Raw genomic sequence first — 19509 nt, forward strand, 5'->3', positions numbered from 1 at the left:
GCGAGCGGCGCGACGAGGTGGGAAGGACCGCGATAAAACGTTTCGGTCGCGCGGAATTGTCTTGCAGTTAGTTGCAATTCAATGCCGGGCAGTCATGCTGCGCCCGCGACCGGTTTTTCGCGAACGCCGGCGGGCGCGCGGAGCCTCAGACTTCTCTGGCCGCTCAAGCGCCCGTCAAAAACATCACGTCGCGCGGCAGCGGCACGAGATGCTGGCCGCCGTCGACGACGAGCGTCGTGCCGGTCACGCCGCGCGCCTGCGCGAGATACAGCGCGGCGTCGATCAGATCTTCGGGCCGCGACGCCCGGCCCAGCGGCGTCACCTTGTGCGCGGCCTCGAAGCCTTCCGGCGACTGATCGCCGGATTGCAGCGTGAGGCCGGGCGCGAGACCCGCCACGCGCACCTTCGGCGCGAGCGCCTGGGCCAGCGCGACGGTGGCGTTCGCGAGCGCCGCCTTCGTCAGCGTATACGACAGATAGTCCGGATTCATGTTGTACAGCTTCTGGTCGAGCACGTTGATGACGCACGCGCGCAGCGCTTCGTCGTCGATCGCCGCGTCGGGCGTGGCCTCCCAGAGCGTGCGCGCCAGCACGAGCGGCGCGCCCACGTTGATCGCCATGAGCTGCAGCAACTTCTCGTAGCCGACGTCGCGCGCCGTGTCCTCGCTGAAACGCGACGCGTTGTTCAGCACGCAGGACGGCCTGCCGAGCGCCGCCGTGCAATCGGGCACGAGTTGCGCCACCTGCGCCTCGCTCGCCAGATCGGCGTGCAGTGCGATCGCGCGACGGCCGAGCGCGCGGATTTCGGCGACGACCTCGTCGGCTTCCTCGCGCGAGTCGCCGTAATGCACCGCCACGTCCCAGCCGTGCGCCGCGAAACCCAGCGAGAACGCCCGGCCGATGCGCCGCGCGCCGCCCGTCACCAGCACCACGCGCGCGGACGCAGCGGGTCTGACGGGGTCGGATGCAAAATGATCCGCCTGCGCTGCGTCGCGTTCAGGCGCGCCGATGCCGGAAGTTGCGCTCATTTACAATGCCGGGATGAATCCGAAAGCTCACGAACCCGCTAGTTTACCTGTTCCCGAGCCGATCGCGCTCGCGCAGTCCGAGGCGCTCGCCGCGACCTTGCGCGCCGAACTCGCCGCAGCGGGCGGCTGGCTGCCATTCGACCGCTACATGGAGCGCGCGCTCTATGCGCCGGGCCTCGGCTATTACAGCGGCGGCGCGCGCAAATTCGGCTTGTTCGCCGACGACGGCAGCGACTTCGTAACCGCGCCCGAGATGTCGCCGCTGTTCTCGGCCACGCTCGCGCGCGCCGTCGCCGAAGCGCTGGAAAAAAGCGGCACGCGCAAGCTGATGGAGTTCGGCGCGGGCACGGGCCGGCTCGCGGCGGGCGTGATGCTCGCGCTCGAGGCGCTGAACGTGAGCTTCGATTCCTGGGATATCGTCGATCTGTCGGGCGAGCTGCGCGAGCGTCAGCGCGAGACCATCGCGAAGCTCGCGCCGCATCTGGCCGAGCGCGTGCGCTGGCTCGACGCGCTGCCCGAAACGTTCGAAGGCGTGGTAATCGGCAACGAAGTGCTCGATGCCATGCCGGTGCGCCTCTTCGCCCGCAAGGACGCCGTGTGGCACGAGCGCGGCGTGGCCGTGAACGATGCGGGCGCCTTCGTGTTTTCCGACCGCCCCGCGCACAGCGGCGAAGCGAACTGGGCGCAGAGCGAGCCGGGCAACGTACTCGCGCAGATCGAGGGCAGCGAGGATTACGTCGCGGAAACGCACGAAGCCGCGCTCGCCTTCACGCGCACGGTCTGCACCATGCTCACGCGCGGCGCGGCGTTCTTCATCGACTATGGCTTTCCGGCCGGCGAGTACTACCACCCGCAGCGCGTGCAAGGCACGCTGATGTGCCACTATCGGCACCGCGCGCACGGCGATCCGTTCCTCTACCCCGGCTTGCAGGACATCACGGCGCACGTCGAATTCAGCGGCATCGCGCAGGCGGGCGTGGAAACCGGCGCCGATCTGCTCGGCTATACCTCGCAGGCGCGCTTCCTGATGAACGCGGGCATCACCGAGGTGCTCGGCGAAATCGATCCGGGCGACGTCGTGCGTTTCATGCCCGCGGCGAACGCGGTGCAAAAGCTCGTCTCCGAAGCGGAGATGGGCGAGCTGTTCAAGGTGATCGCGTTCTCGCGCGGCATCGACTCGACCCTCGCCGCGTTCGCGCGCGGCGACCGCAGCCACACGCTCTGACCACGCTCACTTCCCCCTCTTTCACGGCCTCGACATGATCCGCTGGTTTCTGACCACCTTCATCGCCGTCGCGATTCTGTCGGGCGCGCAGCCCTGGTTGCGCAAGCTCGGCATCGGCCGTCTGCCCGGCGACGTCACGCTGCGCCTGTTCGGCCGCGAGTATCCGCTGCCGTTCATGTCGACGCTGGTGCTGTCGATGGCCTTGTCGTTTCTCGTGCGCGCGCTTTGAGTCGATGAAATAAAAAACGGCGCACACGTGCACCGTTTTCCGCTCCCACGAACATCGATCAGGTCTCAAGCCGCCGCGAGCGCGCCCTCGACCGCATCGACGCGCGCGCGATGCACGGCGTCCTTGATTTTCTCCGCCACCGACGTGCCGCTCTTGCCGTTCGCCTGACCCGCCGCCGTCACTTCGCCGGCGATCTTGCCCGCATCCACGCCGCGCGCCGCCACCAGCGCCACGCGCAGGCGCTCGGCCTGCGGATACGGCGCATTCTCCCAGTTCAGCCGTCCGCGCAGATCGGACTCGCAGGCCTGCAACGCCTCGGCGAAACGCGCGGGCTTGCGCAACGCGTCGCTGCGCTCGAACAGCCGCACGAGCGCCGCCGCGCCCATATCCATCACGCGATGCACGTTGCCATGTTCGCGCGCGACCAGCACCGCGAGATCGCGGCAATCGTTGGGCACGCGCAGACGCTCGCACAGCGGCTTGAGCAGATCGACGCTGCGTCCTTCATGGCCGATGTGACGCGGCAGCACGTCCTCGGGCGTGGTCGCCTTGCCGAGATCGTGCGTGAGCGCCGCGAAACGCACCGGCAGCGCGTAGCCCTGCGCGGCCGCGTGGTCGATCACCATCATCACGTGCACGCCGGTGTCGACTTCGGGGTGATAGTCGGCGCGCTGCGGCACGCCCCAGAGCGCATCCACTTCCGGCAGCACGCGCGCGAGCGCGCCGCATTCGCGCAGCACCTCGAACATGCGCGACGGCTTCGCTTCCATCAGTCCGCGCGAGACTTCCTGCCAGACGCGTTCGGGCACGAGCGCGTCGGCCTCGCCCGAACTCACCATCGCGCGCATCAGCGCCAGGGTTTCGGGCGCGACGGTGAAATCGGCGAAACGCGCCGCGAAGCGCGCCACGCGCAGGATGCGCACGGGATCTTCGAGGAACGCATCGCTGACATGACGGAACACGCGCGCGCGCAAATCGTTCGCGCCGCCGTACGGATCGACGATCGGACCGGTCAGCACGCCGCCCGGCTGCACCTCGCGCGCCATCGCGTTGATGGTGAGGTCGCGCCGCGCGAGATCCTCTTCGAGCGTGACGTCGGGCGCGTAGAAGAACTGGAAGCCGTGATAGCCCGCCGCCGTCTTGCGCTCGGTGCGCGCGAGCGCGTACTCCTCCTGGGTCTGCGGATGCAGAAACACCGGAAAGTCCTTGCCGACCGGACGATAACCCTGCGCGGCCATCTGCTCCGGCGTCGCGCCGACCACGACGTAATCGCGGTCGCGCACCGGCAGGCCGAGCATCTCGTCGCGGATCGCGCCGCCTACGACATAAATCTTCATGCTGCGGAATCGTCGAGTTCGTCGTGGCCGATGCGATGCGTCTCGCGGCGGGCGGCGTCGATCCACGCGGCCACGGCGGGCAGCGCCGTGACGCGTTGCGCGTAGGCGGCGGCCTGCGCGGACAGCGGCGGCTGATAGCTGTTGAAGCGCATCACCACGGGCGCGAACATCGCGTCGGCGATGCTGAATTCGCCGAACAGGAACGGGCCGCCGCTCGCGTCGAGACAGGCGCACCAGAGCGCGTCGATGCGCGCGACGTCGGCGAGCGCACCGGGCGTCGCGCCCGCGCCCGGCTTGATCGTGCGGATCGCCATCGGCATGTGCGTGCGCAGTTCGCCGAAGCCCGAATGCATTTCGGCGCTCACGCTGCGCGCCTGCGCGCGCACGTTGGCGTCGCGCGGCCACATCGCGTGTTGCGGAAAACGCTCGGCGAGCGTTTCGGCAATCGCGAGCGAATCCCACACCGCCACGGCTTCGTCGGTCACGAGGCACGGCACCTTGCCCGACGACGAGAACGCGAGAATCGCGTCCTTCGTGCCCGGCTGATCGAGTTCGATCAGCACCTCTTCGAACGGCAGGCCGAAATGCGTCATCAGCACCCAGGGGCGCATCGACCACGACGAGTAGTTTTTGTCTCCGATAACGAGCTTCATGATGACCATCGCAAAAATGTAAGGGGACGCCGCGCCGGCCAGCCTGCCTGCTTGTTGCCCGGCGGCCCTGCGCCGCGTCCGGCGCGCCGGTCTATCGTCCCGCGCTGGCGCGGAAGATGTTCAGGCGCGAGCGCAGCGAGGCGTCGGCGAGATAAAGCGGCGCGATCGTTTCGATGCTCGCGGGCTCCACGCCCAGCTCGGGCGCGAGCGGGCCGCTCAGCACGCTGTCGACTTTCATCGAATCGAGATTGTCGCGCGTGAGCACGGGTTCTCCCGGCGCCAGTTCGAACGAGAACGCCTGCAGCCGCGCGAATGCGTCGGGCAGCCGCACGATGCGCGCGTGCCGGCCGATCGCCTCGCCGCAATACTTCACGAGCTGCTCGAGCGTGTAGACGGTCGGGCCGCCGAGTTCGTAAGTGTGCCCGCTCGCGGCGTCGAGATCGAGCACATTCACGATCGCCTTCGACACGTCGCCCACATAGACCGGTTGAAATTTCGCATCCGGCATGCCCAGCGGGATCACCGGAAAGAGTTTCTGCAGCACCGCGAAACGGTTGAGAAAGTTGTCTTCGGGACCGAACACGACCGACGGACGGAAGATCGTGGTGGCCAGCGACGTGGATGCGTGCACGGCCTTCTCGCCGTCGCCCTTCGAGCGCAGATACATGCTCGGGCCGCGCGAATCGGCGCCCAGCGCGCTCAGGTGGATGAGCCGGTGCACGCCCTTGCCTTCGCAGGCCGCGACGATTTTGGTCGGCAGATCGACATGGAGCTTCGTGAAGCCCGGGCCGTAGGGCGTGCCGTGGCCGCCGTTGAGCGTGCCGACGAGATTGATGACGGCGTCCGCGCCTTCGAGAAAGCTCGCGAGCGCGACGGGATCGGTCACGTCGGTTTCGAAAACGTCGATGGGCAGCAGGGTGAGATGGCGGGCGTTCGCGCGGCGGCGGGCCGCCACGCGCACGGTCTTGCCGGCCTCGACGAGCGCATTGACGAGGTGGCTTCCGATGAATCCCGAACCGCCGATGACCGCGATGGCTTGATGTCTCATCTTCGACCTCCTCGTGCCCACGGCGGCGAGGCGTGGAGAGGTCCGCGGATGACGGCTGGCGAGGCGGCGCGGCCCGCGTGGGAGCGGAACGCGCCGCGCGGCGCTTACGGCGAAATGTAGCCGAGACGCGCCTTCAGCGATTGCGGACGGCCCTCGAACAGCGCCGCGTAGTAGACGGTGTTGGACAACACGTTTTTCACGTAATCGCGGGTTTCCTGAAACGGAATGGATTCCGCGAAGATGGCGCCTTCGACGCCGCCCTGCAAGGTGGAACGCCACTGACGCGGGCGCCCCGGTCCCGCGTTGTAGCCCGCGGTGGCGAGCACGGCGGAACCGTCGAACTGATTGTAAATCATCGACAAATAGTTCGTTCCGAGCAGGATATTGGTGTCGAGGTCGTTGAGCTGATCGCGCGACAGCGGGCCGAGGCCGATCTTCTTCGCGACCATTTGCGCCGTTGCCGGCATGATCTGCATCAGACCGCTCGCGCCCACGCCCGACTTCGCGTTGAGAATGAAGCGCGATTCCTGACGGATCAAGCCGTAGGCCCATTCGACGTCGAGCCCGTTGGTCTGCGCGTCGCGCTCCACCACGTCGCGGAACGGCGCGAGATAGCGCAGCGAGAAGTCGTGTTCGCTTTGCGTGCGGTCGGCCGTGTTCACCGTGCGGTCGAGCAATTGAATGCGCTTCGCGTATTCGGCCGCGGCGAGCAGTTGACGGTCGCTCATGCCGCGCAACGGCCAGTTCCATTCGCGATTGCCTTCGAGACGCAGGTTCAGCGCGTAGAAACGCTGCGCGAGCGCAAAGCCTGGCGTTTGACCGGCTTGCGTGACTTCGGCGTCGCTGACCGTGGTCTTGGGCGGAATCGTGATCTTCTGGCCGAGTTCTTCGGTGGCGAGCTGGCCGTAGAAGTTGTAGCCCTGCGAGATCGAGGCGAATTCCTGGCTCGCCTGGCCGGTGTCGCCCGCCTGCTTGAGCGCGCGTGCGTGCCAGTAGACCCACGACGGCTGCGCGCGCAGCGCGGCCGGCATCTGCTCGATCGACCAGCGCACCATGGTCCAGTCGCCGCCGAGCAGCGCGGCGCGCGTGCGCCATTCGTAAGCCGGGCTCGACAGCGGCGCGTTGGCCGAGAGGCGATACCAGTCGAGCGCGCCCGGCATGCGCTTGAGCGCCGCCTGATAGCCGATCGTGCCCCAGCCGATCGCCCGCTCGGGCGAGGTGAGCGAGGGCGCGACGGCCGCATAGGTGGCCGCGGTCATGGCCGGATCGTTGCGTGCCATCACCGTGACCGCGAGCAGCGCGAGCTGATGCGATTGCGGGTCGGCGCCGACGCCGCGCGCGAGCATGAGCGGCGGCGTGCTGACGGCCTGGCTGAACGCCGTGGGGTCGGGACGCTGTGCGAGCGCGTCGAGCAGCTTCGAGCCGGTGGTGGTCTGGTTCTGTTCGTAAGCGAGACGGATCTGCTGCCAGACGTCGTCGCTCGAGAACTGGCCTTTGATGGCGAGCGCCGTAATGAGGTCGACGCAACCGTCGCCGTAATAACGCGGTTCGGTGAGCAGCGCGCGTGCGTCGTCGGCGACGTTATCGCCGCGTGCCGCGCGCGACTCCAGCGCGTAGCACTTCACCTGCGTGTCGTCGTTGAGCACGAAGCGCGGATACTGCTTGTCGAAATTCGCCCAGTCGTGACGCGCGCCCAGCACGAGCAGATAGTCGTTGCGCATGCGGTCGCCGATCGCCTCGCCGTCGTGGCGCTGCAGGAACGACAGCACGGGCGCGTCGGGCGCATCCACGCGTGCGTGGCCCTGCGAGTCGAACAACTGCGGCTTGAGCTGGAAGTATTCGAGATACGACGGCGCCGGATAGTCGGGAATCATCGCCGCGAGTTGCGCGGCGCGCGCCGGGTCGTTGTTGCGCGCGGCTTCGCGAAGCTGGATGAAAGTCTGGTCGTCGGGCGTGAGGGTCGCCCCCACGGGCAGGGCGACGGGCCGCACGGCGTCGGCCGTGCTGCACGCGACGAGTGCAGCGGCGGTCAGTGCGAGACCGACCACGCGATATACTCGAACAAGGCGTTTGGACATCGTTATTTCTGGAGCGCGAGGTGAACCCAAGCATAGCACGCAACCCCCTTGCGGAATCCAAAAAGGACTGGCGTATCAAGCTGCGCGAGGCACGCCTGGCGGCGTCTTCGGACGCTGCTGTAAGCGCCGCTCTGACGGTTCATCTCGATGCGCTGATCGCGCGTGTCGCTCCGCTTTCGATTGGCTTTTATTGGCCGCTGCCTGGCGAGTTCGACGCGCGCGCGTGGATCGCTGCGTGGCTCGCCGCCGCCCCCTCGCGCCGCGCCGCGCTGCCCGCGATTCCCGAGCGTCATACGCCGCTGCATTTCTACGCGTGGACACCGGATGCGCCGATGCGCGAAGGCCATCACGGCATCCTCGAACCGGCGCAGCCGCTCGCCGTGGTGCCCGATCTGCTGCTCGTGCCGTGCGTGGGCTTCGACCGCGCGGGATACCGGCTCGGCTACGGCGGCGGCTATTACGACCGCACGCTCGCCGCGTGGCCCGGCGCGCAGCCGCCGTACACCGTGGGCATCGCTTACGAAACGTGTCGTATCGACGACGGCGTGCTCGAACCGGAAGCGCACGATCTGCCGCTCGACGCGATCGTCACCGAGACGGGAGCGCATCTCGCGCATCGCGGCGCGTAAGGAATTCGCAAACGCGCGTCCCGCGTCGCCGCCGTTTTTCGATCACTTCACAACGAAGCCGCCGCGCGCGCCGCCGTGTCATACAGTCCGGACGCGTTGCGCATCAGTTGCGCGGCATCGCCGATCTGCGCGTTGGACAAGCCGCTCTCCTTGAGCGTGGCGATCAGGCAGCTTTCGCGCACGTCGCGATATCGCAGACACAACTCGCGCCCCGCGGGCGTCACCGCGAAAAACGCCTCCTTGCCGTGCTTCTCGCTCGTCACATAGCCGCGCGCGACAAGCTTCTTCAGCGCGTAGGTGGCGACGTGCGTATCCTCGATATTGAGCACGAAACAGATATCGGCGAGCTTCTTGCGCCGGTCGCGATGACCGACGTGATGCAGCAGCGATACCTCGATCGCCGTCATGTCCTTGGCCCCGGCCGCCGACATGCAGCGCACCATCCAGCGATCGAACGCATTGCTGGCCATGATGAGCGCGTACTCGAGTTCGGAGAGTTCGGCGCTCGTCTCGGAAACGAGATGTTCGGACGATACGATCCTGGTCGGCTGGCGCGGCATGACGAAAGTCCCGGCGTGACAGTGGTGGCGCCAGTGTAGAGGCGGCCTGCTTGCGGCGCGCCTGGCACAAACGCTTGTTGAGAATTTGTCGATAATTTGTCGAGAATGTACGCTGACAGAAACGGGCTTGCCTGCAACCCGCCTGCAATCCGCTTGCGACCTGTTCGCGGCCTGTTCGCGGCCCGTTTTCCCTCCATTTCCGGACACCATGCGCATACCCGTTCCACGCATCTACTTTCTCGGCGACGAGGCGCTCGTCTGCGAAGCGCCGCCGCCCGCCACGCTGGAAGTCCAGCGCCGCATCTGGGCCGTGGCCGCGCAGGCGCGCGGTTGGGACGCCGTGCGCGAGGTCGTGCCCGGCATGAACAATCTGACGATTGCCTTCGATGCGCTCGACGCCGATGCCGCCGCGCTGGCCGCCGCGCTCGAAGCCGCGTGGCACGCCGGTGAAAGCAACGACGCAAGCCACGCGCCGCCCGAAGGCCGCGACATCGAGATTCCGGTGAGCTACGGCGGCGCGGCGGGCCCGGATCTCGCCGACGTCGCGCGCCATACGGGCCTCGCGCCCGAGGACGTGGTGCGGCGTCACGCGGCGGGCGTCTACACGGTGTTCTTCCTCGGCTTCCAGCCCGGCTTCGCGTATCTCGGCGGCCTCGACGCGTCGCTGCACACGCCGCGCCGCGCCGAGCCGCGTCTGGCCGTGCCCGCCGGTTCGGTCGGCATCGGCGGAGAGCAGACGGGCATCTATCCGGCCGCCTCGCCCGGCGGCTGGCAACTGATCGGCCGCACCGCGCTCGCGCTGTTCGATCCCGCGCGCCAGCCGCCCACGCTGCTGCTGCCGGGCGACCGCGTGCGTTTCACCATTGCGGAGATCCACGCATGATCGAAGTCCTGCGCGCGGGCCTCCTCACCACGGTCCAGGATCTGGGCCGCCCCGGCTATCGGCATCTGGGCGTCGCGACGGGCGGCGCGCTCGACACGCTCGCGCTCGAAGTGGGCAACCGGCTGGTCGGCAACCGCCCCGACGCCGCGGGGCTCGAAATCACCTTCGGCCCGGTCGCGCTGCGTTTCGCGCGCGCGACGCGCGTGGCCATCACCGGCACCGACTTCGGCGCGACGCTCGGCGACCAGCCCGTGTGGTCGTGGTGGAGCCTGCCGGTCGCGGCCGGCGAGACGCTCGTGCTGAACGGCGCGAAGCGCGGCATGCGCGCGTACGTGTGCGTCGCGGGCGGTATCGACGTGCTGCCGATGCTCGGCTCGCGCAGCACCGACCTCGCCGCCGGTTTCGGCGGGCTCGCGGGCCGCGCGCTCAAGGACGGCGACCGGCTCGCCACGGGCGCGTCGTTCGCGCCGGGCGGCGAACGCGCCTCGCTCGGTCCCGAGGCGCCGCCGTTCGGCGTGAAGGCGCCGACGCTGTGCAACTTCGTCCACGTCGACGAGCCGTATCACCGGCGCGGGCGGCATCCCGACGGCATGCTCTGGGCGCTGCCCGTGCGCGTGCTGCGCGGACCGGAATACGAGCGCTTCACGCCCGAGGCGCAGCGCGCGTTCTGGTCCGACGAATGGCAGGTGACGCCCAACAGCAACCGCATGGGCTACCGGCTCGACGGCACGCCGCTCGCGCGTGTCGCGCAGGAGACGGGCGGCGCGCTGCTCTCGCACGCCGTGCTGCCCGGCACGATTCAGGTGCCGCCGAACGGCCAGCCCATCGTGCTGATGAGCGATGCGCAGACCACCGGCGGCTATCCGAAGATCGGCGTCGTGATCCGCGCCGATTTGTGGAAGCTCGCGCAGGTGCGGCTTACGGCCGGCGTGCGCTTCGTCGAGGCGACGCCCGCCGTGGCGCGCCACGCGCTCGAAGAGGAGCGCGCGTATCTGCGCCAGATCGACGCCGCCATCGGCATGCAGGAGGAACGCTACGCGAGCCGCAAGCGCAACGCCGCAGCTTGAGGAAGCACGCGCGCCACGACGCAGCGGACAGCGACACGCGACAACACACATCGACACGCATCGACAGGCAAGGCAAAGCAGCACCCCGCACCAGGCAACGACACGCCCGCGCGCGACGCGGACGTGAGGCAACACGGAGAGAATCACCATGACGACCATCGATCTGAACGCCGATCTCGGCGAAGGCTGCGGTTCCGACGAGGCGCTGCTCGACCTCGTGAGCTCGGCCAACATCGCGTGCGGCTGGCACGCGGGCGGCGCCAACGCCATGCGCGAATGCGTGCGCTGGGCCGTGGAGAAAGGCGTGTCGATCGGCGCGCACCCGAGTTTCAACGATCCCGAGAACTTCGGCCGCAAGGAAATGGATCTGCCCGCCGGGGACATCTACGCGGGCGTGCTGTATCAGCTGGGCGCGCTGTCGGCGATCGCGCAGGCCGAAGGCGGACGCATCGCGCACGTCAAGCCGCACGGCGCGCTCTACAACCAGGCCGCGCGCGACGCGAAGATCGCCGACGCGATCGTGTCCGCCGTGCACGACTTCGATCCCTCGGTGACGGTGTTCGCGCTCGCGGGCAGCGGGCTCGTGGCGGCCGCGCGCGAAGCGGGCCTCGTGGCCGTGGAGGAAGTGTTCGCGGACCGCGGCTATCGCGCCGACGGCTCGCTCGTGCCGCGCAGCGAGCCGGGCGCGCTGCTCGACGACGAAAGCACCGTGCTCGCCCGCACGCTCGCGATGATCCGTGAGCAGCGCGTGCAGGCCGTCGACGGCGCGTGGGTGCCGCTCAACGCCCAGACTATCTGCCTGCACGGCGACGGGCCGCACGCGCTCGAATTCGCGCGGCGCATCCGCGCAGCGCTCGACGAAGCGGGCATCGGCGTGCGCGCGGCGGGTGCACAGGCCTGAGGCGCGACGACAAAGCGCGGATGGCGGCGCGGGCGTGGCGCTGCGTGGCGCGGGCATCGTCCGGGCAGGAGAAAACGAACCGTGACCCGTCACGCTTCTTGACGATTCGCCGCGCTGCTTTGGGAGTTTTCTGATCGTCGCGCAGGGCACGGGCCGCTAACTTTCACGGTTCCTCCCTTCACGATCACGGTGGGTTCACGGATTCGCGCCGCGGCCCCGCCCCCGCCCCCTTCCATGTCCCCGACGCCCCCGCCCGATCCCGACGCCCGGCAGCCCGCCAACGTCCCCGATGCTTCGCCGCCGCAGATAACCGATCCCGCCGCCAGCTTCGCCGCCGCACTCGACGCCCACCGCGCCGGCCATCTGGACGCCGCACAGTCGCGCTACATGGCGCTCGTCGCCGCAGATGCCACGCATGCGGCGGCGCTGCATTACTGGGGCGTCGCGCGCCATCAGCTCGGCGACCATCGCGGCGCGCTGCTGCTGATGGACCGCGCGCTCGCCCACGCCGGCGGCGACGCGATCTGCTGGAGCAACCGCGCGCTCGCGGCGCACGCGCTGGGCGACAGCGCCGAGGCGCTGCGCAGCCTGCGCGAGGCGCTGCGGCTCGATCCGTCGCTCGCCGAAGCGCACAGCCATCTCGCGCTCGTCCTGCGCGATCGGGGCGATCAGCGGGATCTCGCGGCCGCCGTCGAGCACGGACGCGCGGCGCTGGCGCTCGCGCCGGATTATGTCGACGCGCACGTGAATCTCGGCAGCGCGCTCGCCGCGCTCGGCCGTCACGGCGAGGCCGTCGCGAGCTATCGCGCGGCGCTCGCGCTCACGCCAGGCGACGCGGGCATCCACTTCAATCTGGCCAACGCGCTGAATGCGCTGGGCGACGAGCCCGCCGCCATCGCCGGCTATCTGCGCGCGCTCGAACTGCATCCGGCTTACGCGGCGGCGTGGGTGAACCTCGGCACGCTGCTCGGCGGCACGGGCGACTACCGCAGCGCCGAAAAGTGTTACCGCCATGCGGTGGCGCTGGAGCCGAATCCGGCCAATCTCGTCTGCCTCGGCGCCGCGCTGGGCGCGCAGGGCCGCAACGACGAAGAGGAGCCGTACTATCTGCGCGCGCTGGCGCTCGATCCCGAGCATGCCAACGCGCAACAGAACCTCGTCTGGCTCAAGCTCAAGCGCGGCCAGTATCGCGAAGGCTGGGCGGCCTATGCGCGACGCTGGCGCGCCGCCGACTACGCGCCCTTCGACGTCGACGGCATGCCCGAATGGCGCGGCGAACCCTTGGCGGGCAAGCGCGTGCTGCTGGTGCACGAACAGGGTTTCGGCGACCAGATCCAGTTCGTGCGCTACGCCGCCGAGATCGCCGCGCGCGGCGCGAGCGTGGACGTCTGCGTGCCGCGCGCGCTGCTGTGGCTCGCGCAATCGGCGCCGGGCGTGCATCGCGCGTGGAGCGGCACGCCGTCGGGCGGCTACGACTACTGGATCTACATGATGAGCGTGCCGCCCGTGGTCGGCACGACGCTCGACACGATTCCGGCCACGGTGCCGTATCTGTTCGCGCGCAAGACGGAAGTCGCGGCGTGGCGTGCGCGTGTGCAGGCGGCCATGCAGGCCGATCTTGCGCGGCGCGCGGGCAAGAGCTTGTCCACGGCTAAGGCCGGGCAGGCGGCGACAGCGCGCAAACCCGCAGGGCATCGCTGCGTCGGACTCGTGTGGGCGGGCAATCCGGGCTTCTACAACGACCGCAACCGCTCGCTGCCGCTCGCGGCGCTGCGCGACTGGTTCGCGCTCGCGCACGTCAGCTGGTTCTCGCTGCAAAAGGGCGAGGCGGCGCGCGCCCAGTTGAGCGCGCTCGCCGATCCCGCCAATGCCGCCGATTCCGCCTCGAACACCGTGATCCACGATTTCAGCGACGATCTGCACGATTTCGCCGATACCGCCGCGCTCATCATGAATCTCGATCTCGTGATCGCCGTGGATACGTCGGTCGCCCATCTGGCAGGCGCGCTCGGCAAGCCGGTCTGGGTGCTGGTGCCCGCGAACGGCGAGTGGCGCTGGCTGGAGCATCGCGCCGATTCGCCGTGGTATCCGACGGCGCGTCTGTTCCGTCAGCGCGAGGTGGGCGACTGACGCGAGGCCATCGACGAGGTCCGCGAAGCGCTCGCCGCCGCGCCGACGCGGGTACGCGCGAAGTCGCGGCCGGTCGCGCGGAAGCTGGAGACAGCGGAGAAGGAAAGCGCCGTCACGCCGCAGCCGCAGGCAGAGCGCAAGCCGGGACACAAGCCGGCACGAAAGCGGGCGCGCGTCCGCGCCGTCGCCGGTGAAAGCACCGCCAACACCGCAAGCGGCGATCTCGTCGATCAGATGGACAACCCCGCCGTACCGCCCACGCTCACCCCGGATCCACCGTAAACCCGCGCTGACGCAGCAACTGCAACACGCCCTTGCGCCCGCCCAGATGCAGCGCGCCGATCGCCACGAACAGCGGCTTGTTCGGCGCGGCGTACTGCTGCATCCGCGAGACGAAGCGCCGGTTGCGCTCGTAGACGATGCGGTTGTCCACCGAAGCCGCCACGCGCCAGTCGCGCGACAGCTTTTCGGTGCGCGCCGCATCCCACGCGGCGATGGCGTCGGCGTCGCCCACGCGCCAGAGGCGCAGCAGCGTCTGCACGTCGGCGACGTTCTGCGCGGGCGTCTGCGCGAGATCCTGCGCCAGCATCTCGCGCTGCTGCGCGAGGTTCAGGTTCGTGAACGCGCGCATCTGCTCCGACAGCGTCTCCAGCCCGACGATGCGCCGCCCCTTCAGACGCAAAAACACGTTCTGCAATTGCGCCTCGGTGCCGTATTCGGTTTGCAGCCCGGCGCTCAGCGAATCGTAGGTTTCGACCAGCAGCGAGGCGAGCCACGGTTTCATCTTGCGGATTTCCGCCAGCGCCTCGGGATTGCCGCGCATGCGCGCCGCGAGTTTCAGCCACAGCGGGTCGGGCAGCAACTGTTCGAGACAGGGCTTGCGGCAGACGCCGTACTTCGAGACGTCGTCCTGCGAGACGAGCAGATCGTCGGGGGAGAGTTCCAGCGCGAGCGTGGGCGAGGCGTTGAGCGCCGCGAGAATCGGCGCGCGAAACGGCTGGCCGGGCGGATAGTCGACCGGATCGCCCACATGGAGCGTGCCGAGCAGATAGATGGTGGTGCTGCCGCGCGTGGCGACATAGAACGGCATGCGCGCGGGCCGCGTGCGCACCGGGCCGCCGGCGGTCGTGCCCGACGCGTAGCTCGGCACGGCGGGCGGCGAATGGAAGCCGGGCAGGCCGCCGCCCGACGGCAGGCGGGAGCCGGAAATGGGCGGACGCACGTTGGGCGCGCCGGCAGTATTGGCGGCGGCGCCCGCCGCGAGCGCATCGCCCGCATACGAGCCGAGCACGACCGCCAGCGCCAGCGCCGCGCCCATTGCCGCACGCGCGAGACCCCGCCACGATGCGCGCCGCCCGTCCATCGGACCCGCACACCACCACACCGAGCGAAAAACCATCCGCAAACCCGCGCGAGCCCTCCTCGCCAGCCACTGCGCGCGCGCTTGCCGGCGCGCGCGCGTCGTCATCGACATGGCGGAGCAGCCGCCTGAAAGCGCGCGCGCCAGACGGCGCGCCACCGCTGTATCAGGCCGAACTGCTGCTCCCATCCATTTCCCCCACCTCTTCCGCACGATGGCAGGATACCTGACGCCCATCAACTTCGCGAAGTTGCGGCACTTCCTGACGGCACCGCTCGATCGCGTAAGGGCAGCGCTGATGGAACGTGCAGCCCGACGGCGGATTGAGCGGCGAAGGCAGTTCGCCCTCCAGCTTGATCTTCACGCGGCGGTCCGCCTCGAAGATCGCGGGCGTCGCCGAGAGCAGCGAGCGCGTGTACGGATGGCGCGGCCGGCCGATCACCGTGGCCTTGTCGCCGAGTTCCGCCACGCCGCCGAGGTACATCACCATCACGTCGTCGGCGATATGCTCGACCACCGCCAGATTGTGCGAGATGAACACGTAGCTGGTGCGGAACTGCTCCTGCAAATCCATGAACAGATTGAGAATCTGCGCCTGGATCGAGACGTCGAGCGCCGACACCGGCTCGTCGGCGACCACGATCTGCGGATCGAGAATCATCGCGCGCGCGATCGCGACACGCTGGCGCTGCCCGCCCGAAAACATATGCGGATAACGCTTGGCGTGCTCGGGCCGCAAGCCGACGATGCGCATCATGTGCGCGATGCGGTCCGCGCGCTCGCTGGCGGTGAGTTTCGTGTTGATCGCGAGCGGTTCGCCGAGCGTCTGCTCGACGGTCTTGCGCGGATTGAGCGAGGCGAACGGGTTCTGGAACACCATCTGCACGCGGCGGCGCAGCGCGGCGATCTTCTCGCTGTTCGCACTGGCCACGTCCTCGCCGTCGATCGTGAGCTTGCCCGAGGTGGGCGGCTCGATCATCGTGAGCTGGCGCGCGAGCGTGGACTTGCCGCAGCCCGACTCGCCCACCACCGCGAGCGTACGCCCGCGCGAGAGCGAGAACGACACGCCGTTGAGCGCCTTCACGGTGCCCGTGCCGAACATGCCGCGCTTGACGCTGTAATGCTTCTTGAGATCCTCGGCGACGAGCACCTTGTCGTCGGGCGCGGGTTTCTGGACTGCGTTCATCGCGCGCCTCCGTTCGTGTGGTTCATCGCCTGAGCGGCCGTCACGCCCTGCACGTTCAGCGGTTTGATGCAGCGCACGCGCGCGCAGCCGCTTTCATCGGCGACCTCGGCGAGCGCGGGGCGCGCCTTGTTGCAGTCGTCGATCACGTACTTGCAGCGCGGCGCGAACAGGCACCCGCTCGGGCGGTCGTCACGGCCCGGCACCATGCCCGGCAGCGCGGCCAGACGCGCCGCGCCCTGGTTGTGCTCGGGAATCGCGGCGAGCAACGCCTCCGTGTACGGATGATGCGCACGCGCGAAGATATCCGGCACGCGGTTCGTCTCGATGATCTCGCCCGCATACATCACGGCCACGCGCTGCGCGACTTCGGAGACCACGGCCAGATCGTGCGAGATCAGCACGAGCGCCATGCCCCGCTCTTTCTGCAGACGCACGAGCAGTTCCATGATCTGCGCCTGAATCGTCACGTCCAGCGCCGTGGTGGGTTCGTCGGCGATCAGCAGCTTCGGATTGCAGGCCACCGCCATCGCGATCATCACGCGCTGGTTCATGCCGCCCGACATCTGGTGCGGGAAGTTGTCGATGCGGTTCTTCGCGTCGGGAATGCCCACCTGGTCGAGCAGTTCGAGCGCACGCGCATGCAGCGCCGAGCCGCGCAGACCTTCGTGCAGCTTGAGCACTTCCTTGATCTGATAGCCGACCGTGTAGCTCGGATTCAGGCTCGTGAGCGCATCCTGGAACACCATCGCGATGTCCTTGCCGACGATGCGGCGGCGCTCCTTGCCGGTCGCGTTGAGCAGATCGCGGCCGTCGAAGGTGATCGAATCGGCCGTGACCTTGCCGGGCGCGTCGATCAGGCCCATCAGCGCCATCATCGTCACGCTTTTGCCCGAACCCGATTCGCCGACGATGCCAAGCACTTCGCCCGGCGCCACGGACAGATTCACGCGGTCGACGGCGGGCAGGCCGTTGAAATTCACGGCCAGATTGCGGATGGTAAGAAGTTCTTGGGTCATGTCAGGCCTCGCCGGGCCGCCCCAAGAGGACTGACGCCCCCTCGGGGGGCAACGACCGAAGGGAGTGTGGGGGTCGTTTTCATGTCAGGCCATCCGCTTCAGCTTGGGATCGAGTGCGTCGCGCAGCCCGTCGCCGAGCAGGTTGATTGCGAGCACCGAGATCAGAATCGAGAGGCCGGGCATCGTGACGATCCACCATGCGCTGTCGATGTAGTCGCGCGCCGAGGCGAGCATCGCGCCCCACTCCGCGGCGGGCGGCTGCACGCCGAGGCCGAGAAAGCCGAGCGCGGCCGCGTCGAGAATCGCCGAGCTGAAACCGAGCGTGGCCTGCACGATCAGCGGCGCGGTGCAGTTGGGCAGCACCTGCGAGAACATCAGCCGCAGCGTGCCCGCCCCCGCCACGCGCGAGGCGGTTACGTATTCCTTGTGCAGTTCGCCGAGCGCCGAGCCGCGCGTGAGCCGCACGTAGCCGGGCAGCGCCACGATCGCGATCGCGAGCATGGTGTTGGTGAGGCCCGGACCGATGATCGCCACCACGGCCACCGCGAGCAGCAGCGAAGGCAGCGCGAGCAGCACGTCCATGAGGCGCATGATCGGCGTGTCGGCCCATTTCTCGAAGAACGCGGCGACGAGCCCGAGCACGATGCCCGGAATCAGCGCGAGCACGACCGACACGCAGCCGATCCACAGCGACAGGCGCGCGCCGAACATCAGGCGCGAGAGAATGTCGCGGCCCGCTTCGTCGGTGCCGAGAACGAACTTCCAGTTGCCGCCGTCGAGCCAGGCGGGCGGAATCTTCACGTAGTCGCGGTATTGCTCGATCGGGCTGTGCGGCGCGATCAGCGGCGCGAAGATCGCCACGAAAACCAGCAGCAGGACGATCACGCCCGCGCCGACGGCGCCCTTGTTGCGCGAGAAGTTCGCCCAGAATTCGCGCAGCACGAGCGCGCGTCCCGAAGGCGGCGTGACCGCGCGCGGCGCGGTGTTCTGAATGTCAGCCATCACGCCTCCTCGTTTCGATTGTGTTGTGGGGTGGTCTTGTTCATGTGCGGCTTACCTCGTATGGCGAATGCGCGGATTCAGCACGCCGTACAGCAGATCGACGACCAGATTCACGAGGATCACGAGCGTCGCGATCATGAGAATGCCGCCCTGCACCACCGGATAATCGCGGCGGCTGATCGCGTCGATCAGCCATTTGCCGATTCCGGGCCAGGAGAACAGCGTTTCGGTGAGCACCGCGCCCGCGAGCAGCGTGCCGACCTGCAGGCCGATCACGGTCACGACGGGAATCAGCGCGTTGCGCAGCGCGTGCACGACGATCACGCGCATGGGCGACAGCCCCTTGGCGCGCGCGGTGCGGATGTAGTCCTCGCGCAGCACTTCGAGCATCGACGAACGCGTCATGCGCGCGACCACCGCGAGCGGAATCGTGCCGAGCACGATCGCGGGCAGGATCAGATGCGAGAGCGCGGACTTGAACGAGCCTTCGTCGGTGCCCGGCAAAAGCGAGTCGATCAGCATGAAGCCGGTCACGTGCGGAATGTCGAATTCCACCGCGATGCGCCCGGAAACCGGCGTCCAGCCGAGCTTCGACGAGAACACCATGATGAGGATGAGGCCCCACCAGAAGATCGGCATGGAGTAGCCGGTGAGCGCCGTGCCCATCACGCCGTGATCGACCACGGTGCCGCGCTTGAGCGCCGCGAACACGCCCGCCGGCAGCCCGATCACGAGCGCGAAGATCAGCGCGCAGATCGACAGTTCGACGGTGGCCGGAAAGCGCGCCAGAAACTCGCCCATCACGCTCGTGTTGGTGATGATCGAGGTGCCGAGATTGCCTTGCAGCGCGTGGCCGACGTAGTGCAGATACTGCATCGGCAGAGGCTCGTCGAGCCCGAGGCGGTGCATCGCGTCGGCGTGCATTTGAGGATCGACGCCGCGCTCGCCCATCATCACTTCGATGGGGTCGCCCGGAATCAGGTGAATGAGCGCGAACGCCAGAATCGTGATGCCGATGAAGGTCGGAATCACCATGCCGATGCGGCGCAATACGAAGCGGAACATGTGGTGTTCCCCCTAAAACTTCAATGAGCCTGAAATGAAACGCAACCGGCGACAGGGGCTCGTGACCCCGGTCGCCGGACCATTTTCCGCCTGTTTTCCCGGTGTGCGGGCGA

At 68.4% G+C, this 19509-nt stretch carries 18 protein-coding genes; 7 read left to right on the forward strand and 11 right to left on the reverse strand.

The features are described from left to right. Positions 1-163: 163 nt before the first annotated feature. Positions 164-1027 carry an SDR family oxidoreductase gene (locus G5S35_RS13735; protein ID WP_082992001.1) on the reverse strand — a complete coding sequence of 288 codons (864 nt, stop codon included), beginning with the start codon at positions 1025-1027 and terminating at the stop codon, positions 164-166. Here G5S35_RS13735 and G5S35_RS13740 point away from each other — a divergent pair. Continuing rightward, the gene (locus G5S35_RS13740; RefSeq protein ID WP_375790403.1) at positions 1008-2252 is read left to right on the forward strand and encodes a class I SAM-dependent methyltransferase; all 1245 of its coding nucleotides are present in this window, start codon (positions 1008-1010) and stop codon (positions 2250-2252) included. The genes G5S35_RS13735 and G5S35_RS13740 overlap by 20 nt on opposite strands. A 34-nt stretch (positions 2253-2286) precedes the next feature. Then, on the forward strand, positions 2287-2481 hold the full coding sequence (locus tag G5S35_RS13745) for a DUF2905 domain-containing protein (protein WP_065061122.1): 195 nt from the start codon (positions 2287-2289) through the stop codon (positions 2479-2481). Positions 2482-2546: 65 nt separating this feature from the next. Here G5S35_RS13745 and G5S35_RS13750 read toward each other — a convergent pair whose 3' ends face one another. The 4 genes from G5S35_RS13750 to G5S35_RS13765 all read right to left on the reverse strand — a co-directional run bounded on the left by G5S35_RS13750 (position 2547) and on the right by G5S35_RS13765 (position 7597). Further along, on the reverse strand, positions 2547-3818 hold the full coding sequence (locus G5S35_RS13750) for a multifunctional CCA addition/repair protein (protein ID WP_065061123.1): 1272 nt from the start codon (positions 3816-3818) through the stop codon (positions 2547-2549). Next, positions 3815-4471: a glutathione S-transferase family protein gene (locus G5S35_RS13755; protein ID WP_110327922.1), complete on the reverse strand. Its 657-nt coding sequence runs from the start codon at positions 4469-4471 to the stop codon at positions 3815-3817. Before G5S35_RS13755 ends, G5S35_RS13750 begins: the two co-directional genes overlap by 4 nt. A gap of 91 nt (positions 4472-4562) precedes the next feature. Further along, complete coding sequence (locus tag G5S35_RS13760) at positions 4563-5519, reverse strand: complex I NDUFA9 subunit family protein (RefSeq protein WP_074982763.1); 957 nt, start codon at positions 5517-5519, stop codon at positions 4563-4565. Between the two features lie 104 nt (positions 5520-5623). After that, a complete protein-coding gene (locus G5S35_RS13765) occupies positions 5624-7597 on the reverse strand; it encodes a lytic transglycosylase domain-containing protein (protein ID WP_065061696.1) in 1974 nt (657 codons plus the stop codon). 20 nt (positions 7598-7617) lie between these two features. On the opposite strand from G5S35_RS13765, the gene G5S35_RS13770 reads away from it, so the two are divergent. Then, complete coding sequence (locus G5S35_RS13770) at positions 7618-8226, forward strand: 5-formyltetrahydrofolate cyclo-ligase (protein WP_124262556.1); 609 nt, start codon at positions 7618-7620, stop codon at positions 8224-8226. Positions 8227-8273: 47 nt separating this feature from the next. Here G5S35_RS13770 and G5S35_RS13775 read toward each other — a convergent pair whose 3' ends face one another. Beyond that, complete coding sequence (locus G5S35_RS13775) at positions 8274-8786, reverse strand: winged helix DNA-binding protein (RefSeq protein ID WP_110327893.1); 513 nt, start codon at positions 8784-8786, stop codon at positions 8274-8276. A gap of 214 nt (positions 8787-9000) precedes the next feature. On the opposite strand from G5S35_RS13775, the gene pxpB reads away from it, so the two are divergent. The 4 genes from pxpB to G5S35_RS13795 all read left to right on the forward strand — a co-directional run bounded on the left by pxpB (position 9001) and on the right by G5S35_RS13795 (position 13767). Then, complete coding sequence (gene pxpB / locus G5S35_RS13780) at positions 9001-9669, forward strand: 5-oxoprolinase subunit PxpB (RefSeq protein ID WP_124263376.1); 669 nt, start codon at positions 9001-9003, stop codon at positions 9667-9669. Then, positions 9666-10736, forward strand: a complete 1071-nt coding sequence (locus tag G5S35_RS13785) for a 5-oxoprolinase subunit C family protein (RefSeq protein ID WP_110327892.1) — start codon at positions 9666-9668, stop codon at positions 10734-10736. Before pxpB ends, G5S35_RS13785 begins: the two co-directional genes overlap by 4 nt. A 148-nt stretch (positions 10737-10884) precedes the next feature. After that, on the forward strand, positions 10885-11637 hold the full coding sequence (pxpA, locus tag G5S35_RS13790) for a 5-oxoprolinase subunit PxpA (RefSeq protein WP_065065656.1): 753 nt from the start codon (positions 10885-10887) through the stop codon (positions 11635-11637). 234 nt (positions 11638-11871) lie between these two features. Next, positions 11872-13767, forward strand: a complete 1896-nt coding sequence (locus tag G5S35_RS13795) for a tetratricopeptide repeat protein (protein ID WP_183038390.1) — start codon at positions 11872-11874, stop codon at positions 13765-13767. 262 nt (positions 13768-14029) lie between these two features. On the opposite strand, the gene G5S35_RS13800 is transcribed toward G5S35_RS13795, so the two are convergent. From G5S35_RS13800 to G5S35_RS13820, 5 genes are all read right to left on the reverse strand, one after another. Continuing rightward, positions 14030-15241 carry a TraB/GumN family protein gene (locus G5S35_RS13800; protein ID WP_373681626.1) on the reverse strand — a complete coding sequence of 404 codons (1212 nt, stop codon included), beginning with the start codon at positions 15239-15241 and terminating at the stop codon, positions 14030-14032. 52 nt (positions 15242-15293) lie between these two features. Further along, positions 15294-16313, reverse strand: coding sequence for a peptide ABC transporter ATP-binding protein (locus G5S35_RS13805; RefSeq protein WP_065065654.1), 1020 nt, complete (start codon positions 16311-16313; stop codon positions 15294-15296). Next, positions 16310-17329, reverse strand: a complete 1020-nt coding sequence (locus G5S35_RS13810) for an ABC transporter ATP-binding protein (protein WP_074982775.1) — start codon at positions 17327-17329, stop codon at positions 16310-16312. The genes G5S35_RS13805 and G5S35_RS13810 overlap by 4 nt, the downstream gene beginning before the upstream one ends. A gap of 84 nt (positions 17330-17413) precedes the next feature. Then, positions 17414-18331, reverse strand: coding sequence for an ABC transporter permease subunit (locus tag G5S35_RS13815; protein ID WP_074982776.1), 918 nt, complete (start codon positions 18329-18331; stop codon positions 17414-17416). A gap of 51 nt (positions 18332-18382) precedes the next feature. Further along, on the reverse strand, positions 18383-19396 hold the full coding sequence (locus tag G5S35_RS13820) for an ABC transporter permease subunit (protein ID WP_065065651.1): 1014 nt from the start codon (positions 19394-19396) through the stop codon (positions 18383-18385). Positions 19397-19509: the final 113 nt, after the last annotated feature.

Origin of the sequence: Paraburkholderia tropica (genome assembly GCF_014171495.1) — a bacterium.
Classification (GTDB): domain Bacteria; phylum Pseudomonadota; class Gammaproteobacteria; order Burkholderiales; family Burkholderiaceae; genus Paraburkholderia; species Paraburkholderia tropica.

Bases quoted from the DNA above. Each gene is read 5' to 3' on its own strand.
- G5S35_RS13735 (WP_082992001.1), bottom strand. From the start codon at position 1,027: ATGAGCGCAACTTCCGGCATCGGCGCGCCTGAACGCGACGCAGCGCAG.
- G5S35_RS13785 (WP_110327892.1), top strand. From the start codon at position 9,666: ATGATCGAAGTCCTGCGCGCGGGCCTCCTCACCACGGTCCAGGATCTG.
- G5S35_RS13810 (WP_074982775.1), bottom strand. From the start codon at position 17,329: ATGACCCAAGAACTTCTTACCATCCGCAATCTGGCCGTGAATTTCAAC.
- G5S35_RS13775 (WP_110327893.1), bottom strand. From the start codon at position 8,786: ATGCCGCGCCAGCCGACCAGGATCGTATCGTCCGAACATCTCGTTTCC.
- G5S35_RS13805 (WP_065065654.1), bottom strand. From the start codon at position 16,313: ATGAACGCAGTCCAGAAACCCGCGCCCGACGACAAGGTGCTCGTCGCC.
- G5S35_RS13765 (WP_065061696.1), bottom strand. From the start codon at position 7,597: ATGTCCAAACGCCTTGTTCGAGTATATCGCGTGGTCGGTCTCGCACTG.
- G5S35_RS13740 (WP_375790403.1), top strand. From the start codon at position 1,008: ATGCCGGAAGTTGCGCTCATTTACAATGCCGGGATGAATCCGAAAGCT.
- G5S35_RS13755 (WP_110327922.1), bottom strand. From the start codon at position 4,471: ATGAAGCTCGTTATCGGAGACAAAAACTACTCGTCGTGGTCGATGCGC.
- G5S35_RS13745 (WP_065061122.1), top strand. From the start codon at position 2,287: ATGATCCGCTGGTTTCTGACCACCTTCATCGCCGTCGCGATTCTGTCG.
- G5S35_RS13795 (WP_183038390.1), top strand. From the start codon at position 11,872: ATGTCCCCGACGCCCCCGCCCGATCCCGACGCCCGGCAGCCCGCCAAC.
- G5S35_RS13815 (WP_074982776.1), bottom strand. From the start codon at position 18,331: ATGGCTGACATTCAGAACACCGCGCCGCGCGCGGTCACGCCGCCTTCG.
- G5S35_RS13750 (WP_065061123.1), bottom strand. From the start codon at position 3,818: ATGAAGATTTATGTCGTAGGCGGCGCGATCCGCGACGAGATGCTCGGC.
- G5S35_RS13820 (WP_065065651.1), bottom strand. From the start codon at position 19,396: ATGTTCCGCTTCGTATTGCGCCGCATCGGCATGGTGATTCCGACCTTC.
- G5S35_RS13800 (WP_373681626.1), bottom strand. From the start codon at position 15,241: ATGTCGATGACGACGCGCGCGCGCCGGCAAGCGCGCGCGCAGTGGCTG.
- pxpA (WP_065065656.1), top strand. From the start codon at position 10,885: ATGACGACCATCGATCTGAACGCCGATCTCGGCGAAGGCTGCGGTTCC.
- G5S35_RS13760 (WP_074982763.1), bottom strand. From the start codon at position 5,519: ATGAGACATCAAGCCATCGCGGTCATCGGCGGTTCGGGATTCATCGGA.